Annotated in this window: 21 protein-coding genes; 2 read left to right on the top strand and 19 right to left on the bottom strand. The window is 33.1% G+C overall.

From position 1 onward, the window contains the following. Position 1: 1 nt before the first annotated feature. The 18 genes from JJL45_RS08220 to JJL45_RS08135 form a co-directional block, all read right to left on the bottom strand. On the bottom strand, positions 2-1,144 hold the full coding sequence (locus tag JJL45_RS08220) for a glycosyltransferase (RefSeq protein ID WP_068602941.1): 1,143 nt from the start codon (positions 1,142-1,144) through the stop codon (positions 2-4). Then, entirely contained in the window at positions 1,141-2,055 is a 915-nt protein-coding gene (locus JJL45_RS08215; protein WP_068602942.1) for a glycosyltransferase, read from the bottom strand. The genes JJL45_RS08220 and JJL45_RS08215 overlap by 4 nt, the downstream gene beginning before the upstream one ends. A gap of 1 nt (position 2,056) precedes the next feature. Further along, entirely contained in the window at positions 2,057-2,869 is an 813-nt protein-coding gene (locus JJL45_RS08210; protein WP_068602943.1) for a glycosyltransferase family 2 protein, read from the bottom strand. Beyond that, a complete protein-coding gene (locus JJL45_RS08205) occupies positions 2,866-3,693 on the bottom strand; it encodes an FkbM family methyltransferase (RefSeq protein ID WP_068602944.1) in 828 nt (275 codons plus the stop codon). The genes JJL45_RS08210 and JJL45_RS08205 overlap by 4 nt, the downstream gene beginning before the upstream one ends. A 43-nt stretch (positions 3,694-3,736) precedes the next feature. Further along, positions 3,737-4,786, bottom strand: a complete 1,050-nt coding sequence (locus JJL45_RS08200; RefSeq protein WP_068602945.1) for an acyltransferase family protein — start codon at positions 4,784-4,786, stop codon at positions 3,737-3,739. A 36-nt stretch (positions 4,787-4,822) separates the two neighbouring features. Then, positions 4,823-5,602 (bottom strand): glycosyltransferase, encoded by a 780-nt coding sequence (locus JJL45_RS08195; protein WP_068603138.1) that lies wholly within the window; start codon positions 5,600-5,602, stop codon positions 4,823-4,825. Positions 5,603-5,604: 2 nt separating this feature from the next. Next, on the bottom strand, positions 5,605-6,459 hold the full coding sequence (locus tag JJL45_RS08190) for a glycosyltransferase family 2 protein (protein ID WP_068602946.1): 855 nt from the start codon (positions 6,457-6,459) through the stop codon (positions 5,605-5,607). A gap of 2 nt (positions 6,460-6,461) precedes the next feature. Next, a complete protein-coding gene (locus JJL45_RS08185; RefSeq protein ID WP_068602947.1) occupies positions 6,462-7,451 on the bottom strand; it encodes a glycosyltransferase family 2 protein in 990 nt (329 codons plus the stop codon). Beyond that, entirely contained in the window at positions 7,445-8,410 is a 966-nt protein-coding gene (locus JJL45_RS08180; RefSeq protein ID WP_068602948.1) for a glycosyltransferase family 2 protein, read from the bottom strand. The genes JJL45_RS08185 and JJL45_RS08180 overlap by 7 nt, the downstream gene beginning before the upstream one ends. A gap of 96 nt (positions 8,411-8,506) precedes the next feature. Beyond that, a complete protein-coding gene (locus tag JJL45_RS08175) occupies positions 8,507-9,442 on the bottom strand; it encodes a glycosyltransferase family 2 protein (RefSeq protein WP_068602949.1) in 936 nt (311 codons plus the stop codon). Next, the gene (locus tag JJL45_RS08170) at positions 9,439-10,185 is read right to left on the bottom strand and encodes a glycosyltransferase domain-containing protein (protein WP_068602950.1); all 747 of its coding nucleotides are present in this window, start codon (positions 10,183-10,185) and stop codon (positions 9,439-9,441) included. Before JJL45_RS08170 ends, JJL45_RS08175 begins: the two co-directional genes overlap by 4 nt. A gap of 3 nt (positions 10,186-10,188) precedes the next feature. Further along, positions 10,189-10,923, bottom strand: coding sequence for a class I SAM-dependent methyltransferase (locus JJL45_RS08165; RefSeq protein WP_068602951.1), 735 nt, complete (start codon positions 10,921-10,923; stop codon positions 10,189-10,191). Then, positions 10,913-12,211: an ABC transporter ATP-binding protein gene (locus tag JJL45_RS08160; RefSeq protein ID WP_068602952.1), complete on the bottom strand. Its 1,299-nt coding sequence runs from the start codon at positions 12,209-12,211 to the stop codon at positions 10,913-10,915. Before JJL45_RS08160 ends, JJL45_RS08165 begins: the two co-directional genes overlap by 11 nt. Before the next feature lie 113 nt (positions 12,212-12,324). Further along, positions 12,325-12,675 (bottom strand): four helix bundle protein, encoded by a 351-nt coding sequence (locus JJL45_RS08155; RefSeq protein ID WP_068602953.1) that lies wholly within the window; start codon positions 12,673-12,675, stop codon positions 12,325-12,327. Positions 12,676-12,770: 95 nt separating this feature from the next. Beyond that, the gene (locus JJL45_RS08150) at positions 12,771-13,646 is read right to left on the bottom strand and encodes an ABC transporter permease (protein WP_068602954.1); all 876 of its coding nucleotides are present in this window, start codon (positions 13,644-13,646) and stop codon (positions 12,771-12,773) included. A 60-nt stretch (positions 13,647-13,706) separates the two neighbouring features. Beyond that, on the bottom strand, positions 13,707-16,169 hold the full coding sequence (locus JJL45_RS08145) for an exopolysaccharide transport family protein (RefSeq protein ID WP_068602955.1): 2,463 nt from the start codon (positions 16,167-16,169) through the stop codon (positions 13,707-13,709). A 9-nt stretch (positions 16,170-16,178) separates the two neighbouring features. Continuing rightward, positions 16,179-16,985 carry a polysaccharide biosynthesis/export family protein gene (locus JJL45_RS08140; protein ID WP_068602956.1) on the bottom strand — a complete coding sequence of 269 codons (807 nt, stop codon included), beginning with the start codon at positions 16,983-16,985 and terminating at the stop codon, positions 16,179-16,181. 510 nt (positions 16,986-17,495) lie between these two features. Then, positions 17,496-17,858 carry an endonuclease domain-containing protein gene (locus JJL45_RS08135; protein ID WP_082935925.1) on the bottom strand — a complete coding sequence of 121 codons (363 nt, stop codon included), beginning with the start codon at positions 17,856-17,858 and terminating at the stop codon, positions 17,496-17,498. Between the two features lie 962 nt (positions 17,859-18,820). Here JJL45_RS08135 and JJL45_RS08130 point away from each other — a divergent pair. Both JJL45_RS08130 and JJL45_RS08125 read left to right on the top strand, forming a co-directional pair. After that, entirely contained in the window at positions 18,821-20,686 is a 1,866-nt protein-coding gene (locus tag JJL45_RS08130) for an ABC-F family ATP-binding cassette domain-containing protein (protein WP_068602958.1), read from the top strand. 217 nt (positions 20,687-20,903) lie between these two features. Continuing rightward, the gene (locus JJL45_RS08125; protein WP_068602959.1) at positions 20,904-21,677 is read left to right on the top strand and encodes an O-methyltransferase; all 774 of its coding nucleotides are present in this window, start codon (positions 20,904-20,906) and stop codon (positions 21,675-21,677) included. Positions 21,678-21,829: 152 nt separating this feature from the next. On the opposite strand, the gene JJL45_RS08120 is transcribed toward JJL45_RS08125, so the two are convergent. Beyond that, a complete protein-coding gene (locus tag JJL45_RS08120) occupies positions 21,830-22,135 on the bottom strand; it encodes a GIY-YIG nuclease family protein (protein WP_068602960.1) in 306 nt (101 codons plus the stop codon). Between the last annotated feature and the right edge of the window lie 477 nt (positions 22,136-22,612).

Genomic DNA, 22,612 nt, shown 5'->3' with positions numbered 1-22,612 from the left:
CTTAAGTTAAAATAGATTGATACAATTCTACAATTTGAGGTTTCAAAGCACTGCGATTATAGTATGCTTTCATATATTTCACATTGTATTCCTGAGCGTTCTGTCGAAGCAACACATCATTTAAAGCTGTTTCAATTAATAAACTAATAGCTTGTTCATTCAAAGGGTCTGAAATTAGAAAACCATTTTTCCCATGAGTAATAACCTCTTCAGTAACTCGACCTGGATTAGACTGAATAGGAAAGCTTCCCATAGCCATAGCCTCTAATAAGGCATTAGGCATACCGTCGGAAATACTACTAGCAATATGTAAAATACTTTCCCCCATGATATTTAATAGCACTTGATTATCCACAAACGAAAATCGGGAATATATTTTAATTTTTAATTTGTGAAAATATGGGGTTTTGGCAATAAAGTCTTCTACTATTTTATCAGCACTATAAATGGTTAAGGTATAATCCTTAAAATAAGATTGCGGCAATAATGCCATGGCTTTTAGAACTACAATAGCTTGGCCTATACCATCATTATAACCTTTTACCATAATTATCTTACGCTGGTCTAGAGGTTTAATGGCTTGCGGTTGGAGAAAAAGTCCGCCATTTCCAGGGTAAACACCTAAAAACTCCCCTTTAAAACCATTATTTTTTGCAATGGTGACATCACGATTACAATCGGTAATTAAATAGTTGACACGGTCTAAAAAAGATGACACCTCTAAATTGGTCATTCCTAAATAGCTATAATGATACATATCACTTCCCCATGACGAGTAAATTAAAGGCACCTTATAACGTTGCAAAACAGATAATATAGGTAAGCCCGATAATTGCATTTCAAAACAATGTACTACGTCTGGTTTAAAGGATTTAAAAGTAGCCTCAAAAGACTTGGATACAGATACCTCATTAAAACGTTGCAGAAAACGATTTAATTTCGGGTAGTTTTTTTTTATTCGTGTTCGTAAAGGATAATCCCAACGTAATTTCCATCCCTTAATTTGTTTAACCCAAGATATTTTATTTGAAGGCGGTCCACCATCTGTAATGTCAAACCAACACACTTCGAAGCCGGAGTCTTTCAATTGGTTTACCCACTGAAAAAAATGATGGTTTGGTATGGCTACCATTAGGATTTTCATACAAAATTTTTATATATTGAATACAAATACAACTTTATTAAGGCTGCTTTGTTTTCGTTTTTTGTAAAATTTATTTTAAGTTGCTTTAATCCTTTTAAGTATTTCTTCTCTCTATTATAGCTGATCATTAAACTTTTCATCTTTCCCAAAATAACGGTTCGAATTAATGCTTCTTTACTTTTAAAATTAGCATCATTCAACATGAAGTTTAAAATTCTTAAATTCACTTTCAATAAAACACTATTATATTTTATAATTGACGAAGAAACACCTATTCCCATTCTATATACTGCGGTTACTTCATTCAAAAAATGAATTTTACCTTTATCTTTTATCAGCCATAAATATGTTGGCCAATCTCCATAAGGTAATTTAGTTATCCAGTTTGGCAATTTGCTTAAACTTTTATCATTTCGAAAAAGCACGGTAACAGACGCTATATAATTATCATAAATTAAATCTGAAAAACTAGATTCTGGTTGCGTAAAACTTAGAACCGCTTTCTTTAATGTTCCATCCGGATAGAGTTTGTTATATCCTGAATAAATAATTGAATAATCAGAATGCGCTTCTAAAAAATCAACCTGCTTCTGAAGTTTAAATTCATCAATCCAATAATCATCTCCATCGCAAATCGCTATATATTTGCCATTACACTCCCTTATAGTTCTCATGTAATTAGCGATTAAACCAATATTTTCTTCTAAAGCGGGTAATAATTTAACTTTATCAGGATATTCTAAAGCATAATGTTCACATATAAGCCTTGTGCTATCGCTACTACAATCTTCCCCTATCACTAATTGAAAATTAAATGAAGTTTTTTGCATCAGTATACTTTCTATAGTTTGCGCTATAAATTGATCCTGATTGTAGGTGAGCATGAAAATGCTGACTGTTATATTATACATTTTATTTAGCCTGAAAAATAGTTTTACCAAAAAATAATTTACAAAAAGAATTAATTACATATTTTTTACTTCTTTGTTTATTTGATAAAGTCACATATTCAGAATAATATTTACTGAAATGATACCGATACAAACTACTATATTTTTTGGCTATATATTCACTTGTACCCTCAGCCATTTCCTTTGTAAAAACACCTATCATGGAATGTCTCGAAACCCTATACCTAAAGGTCACCTTTTTTAGATGATAAAAAACAACGTTAATTGCTCCAAAGGCTAACCACAACTCCCAATCTTCCAACCCTTTGAAAGGCAAATTCTCATCATACCCGCCAACTTCCTTCCAGTATTTTTTTCTAAAAACAGCACAGGCATCAATATAATTAACCAAAAGCATCTTTTCTAGAGAAAAATCTCCAATTTCCCAAAGACCTGTTTTTTCCCCAAAAAACTCAGCATTCCCATGAATTACTCCTATTTCGTCATTTTTATCTAATAATGCAACTGCTTCTTTGGTAAAATCATTTAATATCATGTTATCCGAATCCAATGGTAATATATAAACACCTTTAGCCTTGTCTATTCCAAAATTTCTAGTTTTACAGAGTCCTTCATTTTGTTTTGAATAATATTTAATTCGAATGTCTTTTTTGACCCATTTCAAAGCAATTTCTTCTGTTAAGTCGGTAGACCCATCATTAATTATTAATGCTTCCCATTCTTGAAATTCCTGATCAACAACGGACACTAAAGTCTCTTCTAAAGTCGATTGTGAATTGTAACAAGGAATTATTATGCTTAGCTTAACATTCATTTTCTTTGTAATATTTTTTGATTCAAACCAATAGTAGTTTCACTAACATCAAAAATAAAAAAATCATTCCTCCTCAGTATATCATATATCCTTTCTCTAATACCGAATTCATCATGTATTTCAATAGCTAAAATTTCTGTTTTTTTTAAGAAAGAAAAATCATTATTTTCTCTAAATATAAACCTCTCAGCTCCTTCAATATCAATTTTCAAGAGTGAAATATATTCTAATCTATTTTCTTCAATTATTTCGTTTATCGTTACCCCTCCTATTTCTCCTTCTTCATCTAATGTTGTTGTTAGTGACCAATCCCGCTTATCCCCAAAGTTTCTTTCAATTTTATAATTTGTATTTATACTTTCACTTAATGCTTTGTGATATAACTTTATATTGTGTGCGTGTTTTAAAAAACTACTGTTTTTCATATACATATCACAATTCGCTTTGGAAGGCTCTACCCCGTATATATCCAAAGAATTTAAATTGCTAGAAAAAAAAGCTGTAGTATATCCCACATTTGCCCCGGCATCTACTAAGATTGTTTTCTTTTTTTGAAAACAAGGATTTAAACGCAATATGTTTAATACGATATCATATTCTCCATCATTAAATACCTGTTTAAAAACATCATAATCACTATGATTTTGGTTTCTTAAAACTAATTTCTCTCCATCCCTTAAGGTAATTTCATAGTTATTTTCATTTTTAATAAAAGAGTTAATAACCGGGTTTGATGCTAGTTTGTTTTGAAAAACTTGATCTTCAGTAAATTTTATGGGGAATAATATGCGATATATTTTCCTGATTTTTTTTAAACGCTTCATATTAGTTTTTTATCACTTAACTTTTAAATTTATAAAACTGAATTCATCTCAACAACCTTATAGGAACACCTACAGTCCTTGTCTTGTACTTTAAAGCCTTTTTCTCCACTAGATACCAAGACAGGTAACCTAGAATAATGGACATAAAAACCGATAAAAACATAATTGAATACAATTTCAACTCAAAAAAATACATCAACCCTTGTTGCACAGGAAAACTGTAAATATAAACTCCGTATGACGCATCTCCTAATTTGCCAAATGAACTAAAAAAAGGCAAAGGAATAAAACCTATTAGTAAAACAACAATAGGTAGCAAAACATGTTTTATATGACTGTAAAAATTAAAGTAAACTGAAATCAGTAATACTATAACTCCTATAAGTAGTACAGTCTTTTTATTTTTTATGTGCTCAAAATTAAGGGTTGCTAAAAAACTTCCACAAACAAAAAACAATCCTAAATTTAATATAGGACTTCCTTGCATTCCTAAAACCGAAGAACCACCAAACCTTTGCATGAAAAAATTGTAGCATATTAGCATTACTATAAAAACAGTACCTATTAGGACTCTCACTAATTTTAAATTGTCTTTAATAAAATAAAGTAAACCAATGGCAATATACATGGAGAATTCATACCTGAGCGTCCATAAAGAACCATTGATGGAATGGTAAGGATTATTATCAAATATGCCTTTTATAACGGGTTGAAAAAAATAAAGTGACAAGTTGTTAGGAATATATGTAAGGACTTGCTTATTCGCATAAAACGGTATTTCTCCCTCATAAACACATGGCAATAACAACACGGTAATTATGAGCAGTACCATTAAAGCTGGAAAAAGTCGTAAAAAACGTTTCTTAAAATATTCTAAAATACTTTTACTACGTTGCAGACTCTGAATCATAAAGTAGCCACTTATTAAAAAAAAACCACTTAAACCGATTTGAGACAGTGCGACTTGATTATTTGAAAGCTGCATAACCCACTCATTATTTTCACCAACGCCAGATATCGCAAACGTATGTGTAATGACCACAAATACGGCAAATAAAAATCGTAGAAAATCAAAATTGTTATACTTAGTCATGATTACGCTTCCAGTCGATGAACAATTTTTTAACCGTTAAAATTTTTTAGGTTTGTTAAACATAAACTTTAAAGCATATAAATACCTTAAAACCGTATACCATAAATCTACGAAAACCCCTTTTAGAAGTCTTAAAACAGACATAACAACCCCCTTAGTGACACTTAAAAAACGAACTTCATTATGCCATAATTGATAATTACCGACCATATCATTTTTAAATCTAAAAAAGAGTTGTTTTTTAGTTCGTATAATCTGATAGCAAAAAATGGAAGGCACAAATTCAATCTCATAGCCTAATTTTAATACCCGAACGGTCCATTCTTTATCCTCGAAAGTAGCAACATCTTCTCGAAAAGGATGCTTTTCCCAAACAGCTTTGCGAAATGCCGACCCTGAAAAAATAAGTCCCGACTTATTAGGGTCTTCATTTGCCGAAACCTTATTTATATAATTTATATAATCGTTAGGATTATGTAAACATCGTACTCCCGCTAGGTTAGAATTTTCGTTAAACTTGTTTTTTATAAGTTTAAAAAAATCATGACTTACAGGGTAAGAGTGGGCACTAAACATAACTACAATGGGAAAGTTAGCTTGTTTAGCAGCATAATTAGCACTCCCACCGTAACTAAATTTTTCAATAGTTACAAATTTAGCTCCGTATTGTGTCGCAACTTCTTCACTTTTATCTGTAGATAAGTTATCGATAACTATAATTTCTCCAAGGTCTTCTAAATACCTTTCTGTTAAATTTTTTAGCAGAAAAGTAAGTGCTTGATCCTGGTTTTTATTTCTAATTATAACTGAAATCATCATTATGATTTAGATACTATGTTTTGAAAAATTTTAAAGGGCTTCGTAATCAGTTTTCCTATTTTATATTCTAACGAGTTTTTTATTTTAACCTCACTTGATCTATATGTTTTTAAATGATAAAACATAACTATCATACAGTTATCAAAATCTTCAATATAAAGCTCTCTATGCTTTTTAATTATATAATGTTTACTAGTTTCAAAATGATTATTAATGGTATCAACTAACATCGATTTCTTAGATTTTCTATAATAAAACAGAAAATCGGGTATAATTTTATAATTCCAACCTCTTTTAGTAATGGCAATCCAAAACTCCCAGTCCTCAAAACCAGTTTTCATGTTTTCATCATACCCTCCTACTTCTTCCCAGCATTTTTTCCTATATAAGGATGTAGCAATTAATTGATTAACATAAAGCAAATTAATACTTGTACTTCCTGTAGGCTTTAACTCATTAACGATATTTTTTAAATTCTTGAAGAAAAATTTACTATAGCAGGAAACAATTCCCAATGATTCATTTGTTTCTAGTTCTGGAACTAGCTTAGACAAAAAAGAGGCATCGATCACATCATCGGCATCAAGTGGTAAAATATAAATACCATGGCTTTTATTAATACCATAATTTCTAGCACTAGATAATCCCCCATTTTTTTTAAAAACATAATGAAATCGCTTATCTCTTTTTATCCAATTATTAGCGATTTCTTCTGTTTTATCCGGACTACCATCATTTACAATAATGCATTCCCAATTTGTAAATGTTTGATTTAATACGGATTGAAGCGACTCCTCTAAATAATGAGCTTGATTGTAGCAGGGAACTATAATTGAGACTAAAGATTGATCCATAGTTATTTTAGTATAACTTTTTTTAATTGACGTCTAAAGGTGTTAATACCTATTCCTTTAATGTTAAACAATTCTAAATTTAGAAGCAGTATTAAAAAACCAATGTATAATTTTTGATTTAAAGTATACAATTTGCTCTTTAAATTATACTTTAATATTTTATTGGACCTCCGTTTATTTAATTCAAAAAAAGGCAAAATAAACTCTAAAATAACTTTACAGTTAAATCTCTTTAAACAAGTATTATAATTTAACACAAGATTTAAATGTTCATATTTGATCAATATTTTATAATAATCTTTTAGAGCCTCATCAATATATTTATCAGAAAGTGACACTTGTTCATCTTCCACTCGATAATAACTATCTATTATATTTATGCGGTAACATTTTAAATCTTTGTTTAATAAAACCCTAATATGAAAATCATCATCTTGAAAACGTGCTAAACACTCGTCAAACTTAACTGACTCTATCGCCTCGCGTTTCCAAAGAACGTCCATAATGGTCCACGGTAATTCATTACTCAAAAATTCATGAAGATATATGCTCGAGACTGTTTGTTCAGGGAATTCACATATCGCCACGCTGCTCTTTTTGTTATTTTTGTAGTATGAGGTATTGGTTATAACAAAATCTAAACTTTTATCCCTTACAAATTCTTGAAGTCTATTTTCTAAACAATTTATAGTAATCAAATCATCTGAATCTAGAAACATAAGATAACCTCCCTTTGATTTAGTCAATCCAAAATTTCTACAGGAATTTGCACCCTTTTTTAAAACCTTAGGGCGTTCGTACAATTGAAATCTTTCATCTACTATTACTGCATTTCGCACTAGTTCTCGTGTAGAATCTATACTTCCATCATCTACTATGATACATTCCCAATTTTGATAGCTCTGATTACTTACACTTTTTAAGGTTTCTATTAAAGTAGCGGCACTATCATATGTCGGGATAATTATTGAAACCAGAGAGGTATTTAACATATTGTTCTACTTTTCATATATTTACATAACCTAGAACTATTACCCTGAAAAATAAAAAGCCCTCCTCCCAACAACTTAAATTCCAAATACACTGATCTATTTATTGTTTTTAAAATCTCACATAAACGCTTATAAATATAGCCTGTGGTTTTATAATCTTTAAATTCTAAACTTTGAAAATAGAATACCACAAGTGTTTCAAAACAGTAATTTACTAATTCACAATCTTTTAATTCAATTGAACGTCTAAGATTTTCAATATTAATATGACTCTGAGCGAATTTAAATTTAGGTACATATTTTTTGTTTAAAGTTGTTTTTGTAAATTCATGTTGTCTATAAAGAAATAAAGGCTCATTTATAATCTTATATTGTTCTTCTGAAATATTGAAAAACAATCTGGAAAGCAATTCCGTTTCCTGCCCTCTTAGTAAGTTAATATCGAATAACTTTTTGCCTTCAAAAAATTCTCTTTTAAAAGTAACATTATTTGTAACTATCTTAAAATTCCAAAGCACATAATCTTTATATAAATAGGTATCTAATTTCAAATTTATAGGTTCCGGGTTTTGTAAATTGTGACTAACATAAGTTCCTGAACATACTACAAATTGTATATTTTCGATAAAGGCATTTATTTTCTGCTGTAGAAAACCTGTCAGCATCACATCATCATCATCAAACCAATTCACATACTCCCCTTTACTAACTTCAAACCCATAATTACGAGCCGCATTCCCTCCAGGCAAACGATCTTTTGGTCGATGATGGTACTGGAAGCGAGTATCTTTAGCACAATACTCTGCCATAACAGTATCTGTATCATCCGTACTCCCATCATCTACCACAACACACTCCCAGTTGATGTAAGTTTGAGCCAGTACCGAATCTAAAGTTTCCCTTATTAAATGGGCACGGTTAAATGTGGGAATTATAATAGAAACAAGGGGTTCGCTCATGATTTAGTATATGAAGCTAAAATAAAAATTAAATTTGAGAGAGGAAGGTTCTGGAGAGAAGATCATTGATGAACTCTCAAATAATTAAAAAAAGGGCTATTTATTCTCACTAAAACTTAAATAAGTAAACCCTTTCGTTCTGTTTTTTCTCACACTTTCTACAATCTCAAGTTTTGCTTGTTTAATCAATTTTAACTCTTGTTTTAAATATACAAACTGAGAAAGACTTCCTTTAAGGATAGCCTTAATTAAAAGTTTTTTATAAAATTCCAACTTTCTATTTAACCCAGCTTCATTAAAGGAATTAACGTTTGCATGTATATATTTAAATTGTCTAACTTTATTGGAATAATAAGCTTCAGAAAACGGTTTTATTAGTTGTGATTTTCTATTTTCTCTATCATGAATCACTTTGGTTGTGGGAACCACACCGACATTACCTCCATGATAAAGCACACGTTGACAATAATTATCATCCTCGCAATAATGATAAAAAATAGGATCGAAACCACCTACAGTTGCTAAACATTTTTTAGACAGCAACCATGCTGCTGCATTGACAAAAGGAACAGGGTAGACCTCCTTTAACGTATTACCTAAAACAAAATCGGAATAAAAATCTGGATTTTTATCAAAACTCATATAGTTTGAAAATTTCCTATCTAACCGTTTCTCATCACCTTGAACGTGCAACGGACTTAGTACCCAATATAGAGGATTACGTTTTTGAAAATCTAGTAAAACCTCAATAGTATCTGGAAATAAATAAGCATCTTGATTTAATAAAAAAACGTGTTCTGCACCTTTTTTTAAAGCATAGCTTATTCCTAGATTATTTGCTTGTCCGAAACCTAAATTCTTATCCTGGACCAATACTTTAACCTCAGGGAATTGCTTTTTAACAAAAGCAACCGTCTCATCATTAGAATCATTATCAATGACTACAGTAGAGTATTTGTCACAACTTTCCAAACAACGTTTTATCCACGGCATTCCGTTGTATGTTACTATAATGACGAATGTTTTCATCATTTCTTTAACCTATTTATGATTTTCACACACAATAATCTAACTCTATTTCTGTTTATTTTTTCTAACAATGTTACTGGAGCAATATAATACTTGTATTCATGAGGTGTAAATTTCGAATATATATTTTCGTCTCTATAACCATCAAGTAACCCTATTTTTAAATTTGTTTTCCATATGGCATAGACTATACCTAATTGATCCCTGCGAGAAAATCTATTTATTTGACTCCACCACAATTTATAAAATAGTGGCGATGGTTTATTGTTATTTTTCACAAGAATACTAGTTTCAAACATACCTATATCTCTCGGAATTCTAATAAAATTATACATTACAATTTGAGCAAATATTTTAAGAGAATTGTCTTTATTCAATTTTATACAAGCAATACCCTCGTCGTAAAAGTTGTTTCTAATAGGATGTTTGAATGTTGTTAAAGTGAATTTTTTTGAACATAATATTAATTCATTTAAATTATCTAAGTTCATTTGCAAACTACCATCATGCCATATAACATAATCATACTGATTGAAGCCTTCAATCCCAAAAATTTTATAGAATCTTGCATTCTTAGTTACATCAGCAAATTTCTGTTCCTTTAATATTATCCGATATTTTTTTGTTTTTAAATCAGGATTATCTGTAATTAGAAAACAATCAACATTCTCAGTTGTTTCAAAATTATTAGGTTCTCTGAAAACATCTTTTTCTCCAAAAATCGCTGTATAAATTGCAATTTTCATCTTTTATTTTGAATAATAGATTGGTATTGGATTAAAATTCTTTTTATTCCTACAGACTGCCATGGACTCACTAACTATCTCGCAATGTACACCATTATTTTTATTCAGATATTTACTCAATAGAACTTTTTCACCTTCTCGATTTACATCATCCAATATTAGACAAAAGTCATCAGCTAAACTTGCTCCAAATTCAAATAAAGCTGGATATCTTGAATATTTAATTTTTTCATTATTTGCTGGTGGACCATCTACTATGATCAAATCAATTTCAAAGTCATTTGTTTCGCTTTTAATTTTCTTTAAATCGTACCAATTGATATTACCCAACTCTGTTTCAACCTTAAACAAATCTGTATGAATAATATTGACAAAACCATCTAACCCCTCATTTTTCAACATGGAAGCTAATTTTAAAGCCCACTCCTCATTATGTTCTACACTAAAGACCTTAGCTTCGAGTTTATTTTCTTTTATTAATCTAGCTATTAACAATGTCGATATGCCAGAGCCAAATTCTAATATACATCTTCTATTATTAAGAACAATTTCATTCAAAATATATGCTAAACTTAGGGGGCGTAAAGCACCTCCATTCATGGGTAAATAAGCTCTGCCTAACAGTAATGGTTGCAATATACTCATAGCATATATATCATCGCCTTTTTTTCTATGATGCGTTAACTGCTCTTCAAAATTTAAAATCATTTTTTTTAACTTCCGAACTCTATTCATCATTCAATAAAAATTTATGTTTTATTAAAAAATCTCCTTGATTACTACTTATAATTTTACCTGTTTTAAAGAAATCTCCATTTTCAATATCAAAATAGACAGCATTAGATATCCAATCTTGAGGAACACCATCTACAATCAAATTTGCAGTTAAGCTATAATTACCTGCTTTAAGCGGTAAGTTATTGATTTCCAAATGAATTTCAATATCTTCTTTTGATTCATTCAGTACTATTCTTTCTTTAAAAATAGATGTGCTAAACCAAGATATCCTAATATCTCTTGAATTATTTAAGCCAAAATCAACTCTTATATCTTTTATTTCTCTCTTAAATTTATTTTTTATTTGAATTACAAATATAATTGTATCACCACTTAGAAATATATTACTTACAGAACCATCTTCTTTTTGTTTAATTATATCCCAAAATAAAAAATCACCGTACCCTTTTCTATCATTTCGTTTATGTAATGGTAACGAATTAGGGGTAACATTCATATTGATATAAAAATCCACAGCTTCATCTACACCACCTTCAAAAACAGTTTTCCCATGCTCCAAAACAATAGCTCTTGTGCATAAATTCTTCACTGCAGCCATATTATGACTCACAAAAAGCACAGTTCGACCTTCTCCTTTAGAAATATCCTGCATTTTTCCAATGGCTTTCTTTTGAAACTCGGCATCACCTACGGCAAGCACTTCATCGATCACTAAAATTTCAGGTTCTAAAAATGCCGCTACTGCAAAGGCTAAACGCACCGTCATACCCGAACTATACCTTTTTACAGGTGTATCGATATAACGTTGGCAACCAGAAAAATCTATAATTTCATCTATTTTAGAGGCAATCTCCTTTTTGGTCATTCCTAAAATAGCACCGTTAAGGTATATGTTTTCACGCCCTGTCATTTCGCCATGAAAACCAGTTCCCACCTCTAAAAGCGATGCGATACGCCCTTTAGTTTTTATTTCGCCAGTTGTGGGACTTGTAACTTTGGATAAGATTTTAAGCAACGTTGATTTCCCTGCACCGTTTTTACCAATAATACCCACGACTTCACCGCGTTCTACTTCAAAATTAATATCTTGAAGTGCCCAAACATAATCGGAACTCCCTTTGGTACTACGGTCATTACTTTCTCCTATTTTTAAAAACGGATTTTCCTTACCTCTAATTTTGTACCACCACCGTTTTAAGTCGTCGTTAATAGAACCCGTACCAACTAAGCCTAATTTATATTGCTTAGAAATGTTATCTGCTTTTAAAATTATGTCTTTCTTTTTCATTGCTTATTTTTAGTGAATAGTGAGGAGTGAATAGTTTTTTGTGAGTAGACCTGTTTCGTTTTCACTTTTAACTTTTCTCCATTCACTATTCTTTTCTCACCATTCACCATGCACTACTTCTTATTAACTATATAATTTCTAAACCCTAAAAGCAATTTTTTTACCTCAATCATTATTTTTTCAATATCCGCTATACTTTTATTAAACTTAAGCCTAACTGATATTAAATATTGTGTCTCTAACTCAGCTAAAGAACCTAAAACTATCATTAAAAACTGAACTAATTCTTTATCTCCTTTTCTGGCAGCTCCCTCTGCAATATTTGATGGTACAGATACTGCGGCTCTCCTCATTTGACTTACGAGGCCAAATTTTTCTTCTTTAGGAAATTTAGCAGTTAAATCATAAATTAACTCAACCAAGTCCACGCTCTTTTTCCAAACATCTAAATCTTTATGATTCATAATTAATTTCTTAATTTCACTTCTCACTACTTACTACTTACTACTTACTACTCAATACTTGTTCACTCCTCACTTTAAACCTTTTCACACGCCTTCTAAACGGTATCTATAAAGCTTTTTTCTGTTCTATTAAATACGATTAACCCTAGTAAAAAACAAACTACACTCACACCTATGGCGTATAAAAAAGTAGTCACAGAAAACTGCCCTACCCCTAAAGTCATATAACGAAACAACTCGATAAATGTGGTAACGGGATTATACTCTACAATCCACGAGTATTCTGGTAATTTTTCTTTAAAGTATGATAAGGGATACATAACAGCCGAGCCATACATGAGTAATTGCATTCCAAAACCTACCAAATAGGTTAAATCTCTATACTTTGTGGTTAACGAAGATATGATCATCCCAATACCTAAGCCTAATAAAGCCATGAGCGCTATTAAAACAGGTAGTAATAACAAGGCATATGTTGGTGAAGCCTTAGACGCGGCATCTGTAAAAAACACGAAATAAACATAAAACCCAGTGAACACCAATAATCGAATTCCGAAACGAACCAAATTAGAAATGACTACCGACAACGGTGTTATTACTCTTGGAAAGTACACTTTACCAAAAATACCTTGATTAGACTTGAAAGTATTACTCGTACTGGTTAAACAGGTACTAAAATAATCCCAACAGCTTAAACCTGCCAAATTAAATAAAAACGCAGGAATACCATTTCCGGTGGGAATATTGGCTAAATTGTTAAATATTAGGGTAAAGGTAAGGGTTGTAAATAAAGGCTGAATTAAATACCATAAAGGCCCCAAAATGGTTTGCTTGTAAACCGTAATAATATCACGTTTAACAAAAAGAAACAGCAAATCCTTATAGCGCCAAATTTCTTCAAAATTTAGCTCTATTAATTTTCTTTTAGGTGATATGGTATAAAGCCACTTGTCTTTATTTTGATTCAATATTATGCTTATTTATTAATTAACAACTTAAAAATCACATGTTCATTCTAATAAACGTCCTTTTTAGCCCTTTACAAACATCTTTTTAATTTTATTCCAAATCCCACCTTTAGCTTTCGCCTCTTCATGATATCCATTGGCATAATTTCCGTAGCCATAGCCGTAACCATAGCCATAACCGTAGCCATAACCGTATTTGGCTTTTTGATCGTAACCATTATACACCAAACTGATGTTTTTAATTTGCTTGCTTTTATGCTTTTCATTAATAAAATTAAGCATGTCTCTTTTGGTATAATCCTGGCGCACCACATAAATGGAAGCATCCACAAAATCGAGTAACTCTAGGGCATCGGCAACCAGCCCTACCGGTGGTGTATCCAGAACGATATAATCATATTTGGATTTTAATTCGGAAATTAAAGCTTTCATTCGTTCGCCAAGCAATAACTCGGAAGGGTTAGGAGGTATCGGTCCAGAAACGATCAAATCTAAATTCTCGACATCTGTTTTTTGAGTCACTTCTTCCAAAGTAGTTTGCCCAATCAAGTAGTTTACAACACCTAAATCGTTTTTAATCTTAAAATCACCGAATATTTTAGGTTTCCTAAGGTCTAACCCTAACAGGATGGTTTTCTTTCCGCTTAAAGCGAAAACCGTAGCCATATTAATGGAGCAAAAGGTTTTTCCTTCACCACTAACCGATGACGTGATCATTAGAGTTTTGGTGCTATCAAAATCTTTAGTACGGTAATAATACTGCAAATTGCTTCGAATGGCGCGGAAAGACTCTGCAACGGCCGATTTCGGTTTTCTGTGCACTACCAAATTATCATCTAAAACATTCTTCCCAATAACTCCTAATAGAGGGATAGACGTTAATTTTTCGATATCTACCGGACTGTGGATATTGCGGTCTAAAAACGTGAGTATAAATGCTATAACTACTGGTACTAATAAAGCCGCAAAAAACGCAAAAACGTAACGTACATTTAAATTTCTACCTAAAACCATGGCTCCTGTATTTTTAGCTTTGTCAACCACCAAAATATCGGAAACGTTAGAGGCTTTAATGATTTCGGCTTCCCCACGCTTCGCTAAAAACACGTTATAGGTTTGCTGGCTTAGGGTATATTGGCGTTCGATAGTTAATAACTTCTGTTGATCTTCTGGGAGTTTGCTGAATTCGGATTCCAATTTATGAAGATTACCATAAACGCTTTCCAGATCACGACGTAATACACTGGATACCGAACTGATATTCTCTAAAAGCACATTTTTCAAGCCTTCTATTTGTCGGTTTAAATCGCTAAAAATAGAAGCATCTTCTTTAACCGAATATTGTAATTTTGATTTTTGAACCGAAAGCTCATTAATTTTAGAAACGTTAGATAAAATATTCCCGTCGGTTACCCCTGCAATTGAAGGCGCCGGAACCTCGGTAAAAGAATTACTAGTTAGCAAGTAATTTTTAAGATTTGCATAATAATCCAACTGCTTGTTTATAGCTTCCTTTTCTTCTTCATATTTAGAAAGCTTTGTATTTAGCAAAGTTCCATCGTCATCTAACTGGTAGATTTTATTTTCCTTGCGGTAATCGTTGAGTTCTTCCACATTATCGGTCATTTCAACTTTAACACGTGCAATTTGTTCATCTATAAACTTAATGGCATTAGTTACATACTGGTTTTTTCTGCTTAGCTCATCTTCACTTAAAACATCGACAACCGTATTTAAGTAGTCAACAATTTTTTCTTTGTTTTTATCAATTAAAGTGATGTCTAATATTGGAGACGTACGCTCGTTTGAAATTCCCAGCCGCGCATTATAACTTGCCACAACGCCATCAAAATTATTAAACTGAATAAAAAACGTTGAACCCGAGGCTGCAATACGGTTTTCGGCTAACCTTACAACACCTTTTAAAAAGGGCAGCTCAATAGATTCTCCCAACTTAAATTGCTGCTTAAACACGCCCAAAGGCACATCCACATGAGTAATTTCTTTGGTATTAAAATTTTGAACAGAGCACGTAGTTCCTGTAAATTCTACTTCAAGCTCAAAAGCATCTTGTTCTAAAAAGGTGATTTTAATGGGATTATTAATAAGCTGCGGAAAACTATTATCCTGATAAAAACGAAACGGAGCCGCCTTATAAATATCTTGTTTTCTGAAGCGCCCTTCCTTTAAATAGGTTTTATAAAATTCCAAGCGTTCTACCACTTTTTCATGATGCGATCTGGATTTTAGTGTCACAATCATGGTTTGCACCTTTGCCGTAACCCCACCCCAGTTAAAGGTTAAACTGGCGTTGGATGTGAACAACGGGTTGCTATCGTCCTCAATAGAAATTTTAGTTCCTAAACGGTATGAAAACTCTTCACGTATGTTTTTTTGATATACGAAGAAAATCCCAATAGCAAGAAGCAACACAAATAACTTCCAATAACTAAGGGCTCTAAATAAAAACTTTTTTATGTCAAAGCTCGCTGCCGATGATTCTGAAGTTTCAAATTCTTCTGTCATAGTCTGGCTTTATAAACTTTTGGTTAATACGTAAATGGACGTCATTCCTGCTAAAATAGACATGATAGTAGCAAAATTTTGCATCACTGTTTGTCCGGCACCAATAACTTTACGTTTTAATGGTTTTACTAAAATAATATCGTTTGGCTGAATGTAGTAATAAGGTGAATTCATAGCCTTAATATCGGTTAAATCGATATGATGAATGCGCTGCCCATCGGGATACTGCCTTACAATAAGCACATCTTTTCTATTTCCCGTTAAACTGATGTCTCCAGCATTAGCTAGGGCATCAATAATGTTTACACGGTCTTCATAAATGGTGTAAATACCGGTTCCATTTACCTCACCAGTTACCGTATAGGTGACTCCTGGGAGCCTCACGGTAACAAATAACTCAGCCGTTTCTTTAAAATATTGATCTAATAATTCCTGTTTTACGATTTCTTCAATTTCAGTGGTGGTATACCCTAAAACGGTAATTTCCCCTAAAATTGGGAACTTTATTTTACCATGATCATCAACTGTAAAACCATTAAAATATAAGGAAGCCTGACTTTGTCCATTATTTCCACCTGCTGTCGAAGTCGTTTGCACAGGGTTAAAAATTCTAGTAAGTTCTTCGTCTAAGGCCTTAACATTAATACTTAAAAGGTCGTTAACTTGAACTTTATACGGTTTTGGCAACTCTCGTAATACAGGGATACTATCGGTACCATCGCCGTGATCTTGTAAATACACGACATCTTTGTTTGTAATACAGGACACGAAAACAGTGTTTATTATGACCAAAATCACAAGAAACCATTTCTTCATACAGGGTTCGTTTTATTCACACAAATATAACTTTTCGATATGAACCATGAAACTAATGCTGTTTTTTTTGTTTTGTTGGGGGATTACACCCCTATTAGCAACGCTAGGTAATATCTCAAACCTCGAAAAACACCCCTATTAGCTGCGCTTGGTAATATCTCATACTTCTAAAACACCCCTATAATCCCCTCTAGGGGATATTGGTATGCGTTTTTGATTTGGCTTTTGGGGTAAATTTGTGCTTTGTTCTTTGAGTTTATACAAATGGTAGACGTAAGTATTGTCCCCTCGAGGGGACCACAGGGGTGTAGCGTATGGCCCCCTATTAGCTGCGCTTGGTATCTTCGATAAAAACGATGTTCCCATCTCGATAGTCCTCTAGGGGATATTGGTTCGCGTTTTTGATTTGGCTTTTGGGGTAAAATTGTGCTTTGAAATATCACAGATCGTAGACGCGGGGCATTGTCCCCTTGAGGGGACCGCAGGGGTGTAACGTCCAGAAATGTTACCTTACTTCAACTCATCAACAGTTTCCTGGATTGTCAATAACACGCTAAACAAATTATTTTTCACTTCTGAATTTGAAAACCTTAAAAACCGAATGCCATACGCTTCTAAATCGCCCTGACGTTTAGCATCATATAAAAAACTATGATCATGACTACTTCCATCAATTTCAATAACTAAACCTATTTCGTGACAATAAAAATCAACGATGTATTTTAACATAGGCACTTGTCTATGAAACTGAACACCAAAAGCTCGTTTCTTTATTTTTTGCCAAAGAATAACTTCTGGTAAGGTGCTGTTTTTTCGAAGTTGTCTTGCTAAATCTTTTAATTCAGGATTATAGGGGATAATTTTATTTCTCAAAATAGTTTGGTTAGATTTATTTTTCTGTAGTAAAAATACTTCAAATTTGTTGTGATGCAAGTTTTTGTATTATGGTAATAGTATTTACCATTGAATTTAGCTCACCTAAAACACCCTCTAAAATACACCCCTATGATCCCCTCAAGGGGATATTGGTTCTCGTTTTTAATTTTGCTTTTGGGGTAAAATTATGGTTTGTGCTTTCAATTTTTACAAATAGTAAACGCAAGGCATTGTCCCCTCGAGGGGACCACAGGGGTGTAACGCCACATAAACACGCCACTATAATATCTGAAAAACACCCCTATCAGCTACGTTAGGTATTTTCGATAAAAACGATGTTTCCATCTCGATAGTCCTCAAGAGGATATTGATTCTCGTTTTTAATTTAGCTTTTAAATAAAAAGGCGATTTATTCTTTGAATTATCACAAATGGTAAACGCAAGGCCTTGTCCCTTGGAGGAGGCCGCAGGGATGTAGCCCATAGAAACTAACCACTTAGCTGCGCTCTGTAATATCCCAACCTTTAAAACACCCCTATGATCCCCTCTAGGGGATATTGGTATGCGTTATTGATTTCGCTTTTGGATTAAAGTTGTGCTTTGTTCATTGAATTAATACAAATGGTAGAGGTAAGCATTGTCCCCTTGAGGGGACCACAGGGGTGTAACGCATATAAACACACACCCCCCCATTAGCTACGCTAGATATCTTCAACAAAAACAATATTTTCATCTCGATAATCCTCAAGGGGATATTGATTCTCGCTTTAAATTTGGCTTTAGGGTAAAACTGAGCTTCGTGATTTGAATTTTTACAAATGGAAACGCGAGGCATTGTCCCCTCGAGGGGACCACAGGGGTGTAACATCCACTTCCCCACTCCATTTCAACAAAAACCACCTACCCTTATAAGGACTTTTTAGTTTTTTGTCCGTTATTTGCAAAAAAATAGATAGACTTTGAATTATTTAACGGTTGAAAACATATCAAAATCATACGGGGAGCATGTCCTTTTTGAAGACATTTCTTTTAGTGTTCATAAAGATCAAAAAATCGCTTTTGTAGCAAAAAATGGGACTGGAAAAACGTCCATTTTAAATATTCTTTCTGGTGATGATCAAGCCGATTCGGGTAATGTGATTTACAGAAAAGACATTAAAGTGTCCTTTTTGTCTCAGGATCCTAAATTTGATCCGGCGCTCACTGTAGAAGAAACCATTTTTGCCAGCGACAATCCTATTTTGAAGGTAATTTCTAATTACGAAAAATCACTTTTAAACCCAAATGACACCGATGCTTACCAAGCGGCTTTTGAAGCTATGGAACGTCATCAGGCCTGGGATTTTGAGACCTTATATAAACAAATTCTTTTCAAACTTAAACTTGAAAATTTAGACCAAAAGGTTAGTGTGCTTTCAGGCGGACAAAAAAAACGTTTGGCACTTGCCAATGCTTTAATTAACAAACCCGATTTGTTAATTCTTGATGAGCCTACAAACCATTTGGATCTGGAGATGATAGAATGGCTTGAAGCTTTTTTTGCCAAGGAAAACATCACCCTCTTTATGGTAACGCACGACCGTTACTTTTTAGAACGTGTGTGTAACGAGATTATCGAGTTGGATGAAGGTCAGATGTACAGCTACAAGGGTAACTACTCTTATTACCTCGAAAAACGCGAAGCGCGTATTGAACGTGAAGCCGTTGAAACCGGTAAAGCCAAACAACTCTTTAAAAAGGAACTGGATTGGATGCGTCGCCAACCCAAAGCGAGAACCACCAAATCGAAATCTAGAATTGACGATTTTGCCGATATTAAACACCGCGCCCACCAACGTAGAAACGACCATCAGGTACAGTTAGAACTCAACATGGAACGTCTGGGAAGTAAAATTCTAGAATTTCATAAAGTGGGGAAAGCCTTTAAGGATAAAGTGATTCTTAATGGTTTCGATTACACGTTTAAAAAAGGCGAACGCGTCGGAATAATAGGTAAGAACGGCACAGGAAAAACAACTTTTTTAAACATCCTTACCCAAACGGCGCAACCAGACGCCGGAAAAGTTGTTAAAGGTGAAACGGTAAAATTTGGATACTACACACAAAGTGGTATTAGCATTAAACCAGAGCAAAAGGTTATTGATGTGATTCGTGAATTTGGCGATTATATTCCCTTAAAAAAAGGACGTCAGATTAGTGCACAACAACTTCTTGAACGTTTTTTATTTAGCAGAAAAAAGCAATACGATTTTGTTGAAAAACTTAGTGGTGGCGAGCGTAAACGCTTGTATTTATGTACGGTTTTAATTCAGAATCCGAATTTTTTAATTCTTGATGAGCCTACAAACGACCTTGATATAGTCACCCTAAACGTCCTTGAAAGTTTTCTTCTAGACTTCCCTGGCTGTATCATTGTGGTGTCTCACGACCGTTATTTCATGGATAAGGTGGTCGATCATTTATTTGTTTTTAGAGGTGAAGGCGTCATTGAAGATTTCCCTGGAAACTACACAGATTACCGCGTTTATGAAGACAGTCAACCTGTTATTTCAACCACTACAGAAGACAAAAAAGACAGCAAATCGAAACAACAAAACGAAGCTGCCAAACTCTCGTATAACGAAGAAAAGGAGTTAAAAAACATTGAAAGCAAGCTAAATTCCTTAGCCTACGATAAAAAAGAACTGGAAAATAAATTCAACAATCCAGACCTTACACAGGATCAAATAAATAAACTCTCTGAGGATTTACAGAAAATTATTGATACCATGGACGAGAAAGAAGCGCGTTGGTTTGAGTTATCGGCTAAGTTGGAGGGGGAATAATTAATAATGAAGAGTGAAGAGTTAATAATGAAAAATGGATAGTTTCAAAGTGGCAGAGTTTCAGAGAATCAAAGTTGCAAAGTAATAAAGTAATAAAGTAATAAAGTAATAAGGTTATAAAGTGTGACGCAGCTAATGTAGAGCATTCTAAACTTGACTCAGGCCTGTAAACTGAAACTGATAACCGAGACTGAGACTGAGACTGAAAACTAAAAAAATGACCTACCAAATCATTCAATATTTTAAATTCCTCCTAAAATCTACCAATCAGCATGGGGTGCATTCGCCTTTTGTGTATGATTTAGTGACGAAATGTTTTTATGATCGTAAGCAGCACGAGGCATATGACCGTATTTCAGATTATAGAAAAAAGCTACTTCATAATCATGAGCTTATTAAAGTCACCGATTTAGGTGCGGGTTCCCAAGTGATGAGTCACCAAGAGCGTAAGGTTTCTAGCATGGCCAAAAACGCTGGATCTACCACCAAACGCGCCAAGCTTTTATACCGCTTAAGCGCTTATTTTAAACCTCAAAACATTCTTGAATTAGGGACTTCCCTAGGGATTGCTACGCAGGCTTTAAGCCTTGGAAATCCGAGTGCCAACATCACCACCATTGAAGGTTGCACGAATATTTCAGCGTTCTCGAAAGCAGCATTTAAAGACCAAAACCTCAATAACATTACTGCTATTACAGGAGATTTTTCTTCGGAAATACAAAAACTTCATTCAAATACTTACGATCTGATTTTCTTTGATGGCAATCATCAAAAGGAAGTCACTTTAGCCTATTTTGAAGCCTTATTACCCACCGCCAACAATGATTCTGTCTTTATTTTTGATGATATTTACTGGTCTGAAGGCATGACTGAAGCCTGGGAAATCGTAAAAAAACATCCTAAAGTCACCGTGAGTATCGATACTTTTTTCTGGGGATTTGTGTTCTTTAGAAAGGAACAGCTTAAGGAGGATTTTGTAATACGTTGTTAGTGTAGTACAATTATTTTAATGCGTTTTTTTTACTTCTGATTTTTAGAGACTTCCTGTTGCCCAACTATACACTTAGGATTCACGAAAACCCACCAAATTACACGCTATAAAGTGTATTTTTTTAACCGGTGTTCGAGCGGAGTCGAGAACTCTTACTCTTTGTTCCTAAAATTAGTATCATTCTTGCACTCTGATAACGCAGGTAATAATTCCCATTGATTTTCAATAATAGCTTTTTTCTTTGCTCGAGACCATTTTTGAATCTTCTTTTCATACAGAAAAGCATCAGCTATATTCATAAAGTACTGATGAAAAACCAATTTTACAGGCAATCTAGTTTTTGTATAATTAGCCCCAACTCCAGACTGATGCTGCCCTAATCTAATTTCTAAGTTTTTAGTACTTCCAGTATAAAAAGTACCATCTGAGCATTCCAAAATATATAAATATCCTGCCATTTGTTATAGTATTTGTATTGAGAAATGTTCTCGACTACGCTCGAATACCAACTTAATTGATATTTTCAACGGTCTTCGAGCGGAGTCGAGAAGTGTGATTATTATTTTAAATGTATCTGCTTTTTCATTAAACATTTCCAACAATCAAACCACCTCAAGACCTCTTACTCCCTTTCTATTCGAGTTTTTGTAATAATTTAACTACAACTAATATATGTTTTTATTTCTATAATTTGAAATCTATATTGACCAATGAAATGTTCTCGACTCCGCTCGAACACCAGTTTGATTGATCCTTTTACGGTCTTCCAGCGGAGTCGAGAAGTGTGATTATTATTTTAAATGTATACGCTTTTTCATTTAACAAATGACACCAATTAATTGAAAAATTTGAGAATCCTATTGGCTCGTCAAATGTTCTCGACTCCGCTCGAACACCAACCTAATTGATGTTTTCAATGGTCTTCGAGCGGAATC

The organism is Tamlana sp. s12 (assembly GCF_016767215.1).
In the GTDB taxonomy this organism is placed as follows: Bacteria; Bacteroidota; Bacteroidia; order Flavobacteriales; family Flavobacteriaceae; genus Pseudotamlana; species Pseudotamlana agarivorans.
Note: the sequence above shows the minus strand (reverse complement) of the source record. Positions and strands in the feature narration are given on the sequence as shown.

Excerpts from the sequence above, each read along its gene's own strand:
- JJL45_RS08120 (WP_068602960.1), bottom strand. The coding sequence starts at position 22,135 with ATGGCAGGATATTTATATATTTTGGAATGCTCAGATGGTACTTTTTAT.
- JJL45_RS08140 (WP_068602956.1), bottom strand. The coding sequence starts at position 16,985 with ATGAAGAAATGGTTTCTTGTGATTTTGGTCATAATAAACACTGTTTTC.
- JJL45_RS08190 (WP_068602946.1), bottom strand. The coding sequence starts at position 6,459 with ATGGATCAATCTTTAGTCTCAATTATAGTTCCCTGCTACAATCAAGCT.
- JJL45_RS08185 (WP_068602947.1), bottom strand. The coding sequence starts at position 7,451 with ATGTTAAATACCTCTCTGGTTTCAATAATTATCCCGACATATGATAGT.
- JJL45_RS08200 (WP_068602945.1), bottom strand. The coding sequence starts at position 4,786 with ATGACTAAGTATAACAATTTTGATTTTCTACGATTTTTATTTGCCGTA.
- JJL45_RS08125 (WP_068602959.1), top strand. The coding sequence starts at position 20,904 with ATGACCTACCAAATCATTCAATATTTTAAATTCCTCCTAAAATCTACC.
- JJL45_RS08160 (WP_068602952.1), bottom strand. The coding sequence starts at position 12,211 with ATGAAAAAGAAAGACATAATTTTAAAAGCAGATAACATTTCTAAGCAA.
- JJL45_RS08220 (WP_068602941.1), bottom strand. The coding sequence starts at position 1,144 with ATGAAAATCCTAATGGTAGCCATACCAAACCATCATTTTTTTCAGTGG.
- JJL45_RS08165 (WP_068602951.1), bottom strand. The coding sequence starts at position 10,923 with ATGATGAATAGAGTTCGGAAGTTAAAAAAAATGATTTTAAATTTTGAA.
- JJL45_RS08195 (WP_068603138.1), bottom strand. The coding sequence starts at position 5,602 with ATGATTTCAGTTATAATTAGAAATAAAAACCAGGATCAAGCACTTACT.
- JJL45_RS08175 (WP_068602949.1), bottom strand. The coding sequence starts at position 9,442 with ATGATGAAAACATTCGTCATTATAGTAACATACAACGGAATGCCGTGG.
- JJL45_RS08170 (WP_068602950.1), bottom strand. The coding sequence starts at position 10,185 with ATGAAAATTGCAATTTATACAGCGATTTTTGGAGAAAAAGATGTTTTC.
- JJL45_RS08205 (WP_068602944.1), bottom strand. The coding sequence starts at position 3,693 with ATGAAGCGTTTAAAAAAAATCAGGAAAATATATCGCATATTATTCCCC.
- JJL45_RS08210 (WP_068602943.1), bottom strand. The coding sequence starts at position 2,869 with ATGAATGTTAAGCTAAGCATAATAATTCCTTGTTACAATTCACAATCG.
- JJL45_RS08155 (WP_068602953.1), bottom strand. The coding sequence starts at position 12,675 with ATGAATCATAAAGATTTAGATGTTTGGAAAAAGAGCGTGGACTTGGTT.
- JJL45_RS08215 (WP_068602942.1), bottom strand. The coding sequence starts at position 2,055 with ATGTATAATATAACAGTCAGCATTTTCATGCTCACCTACAATCAGGAT.
- JJL45_RS08145 (WP_068602955.1), bottom strand. The coding sequence starts at position 16,169 with ATGACAGAAGAATTTGAAACTTCAGAATCATCGGCAGCGAGCTTTGAC.
- JJL45_RS08180 (WP_068602948.1), bottom strand. The coding sequence starts at position 8,410 with ATGAGCGAACCCCTTGTTTCTATTATAATTCCCACATTTAACCGTGCC.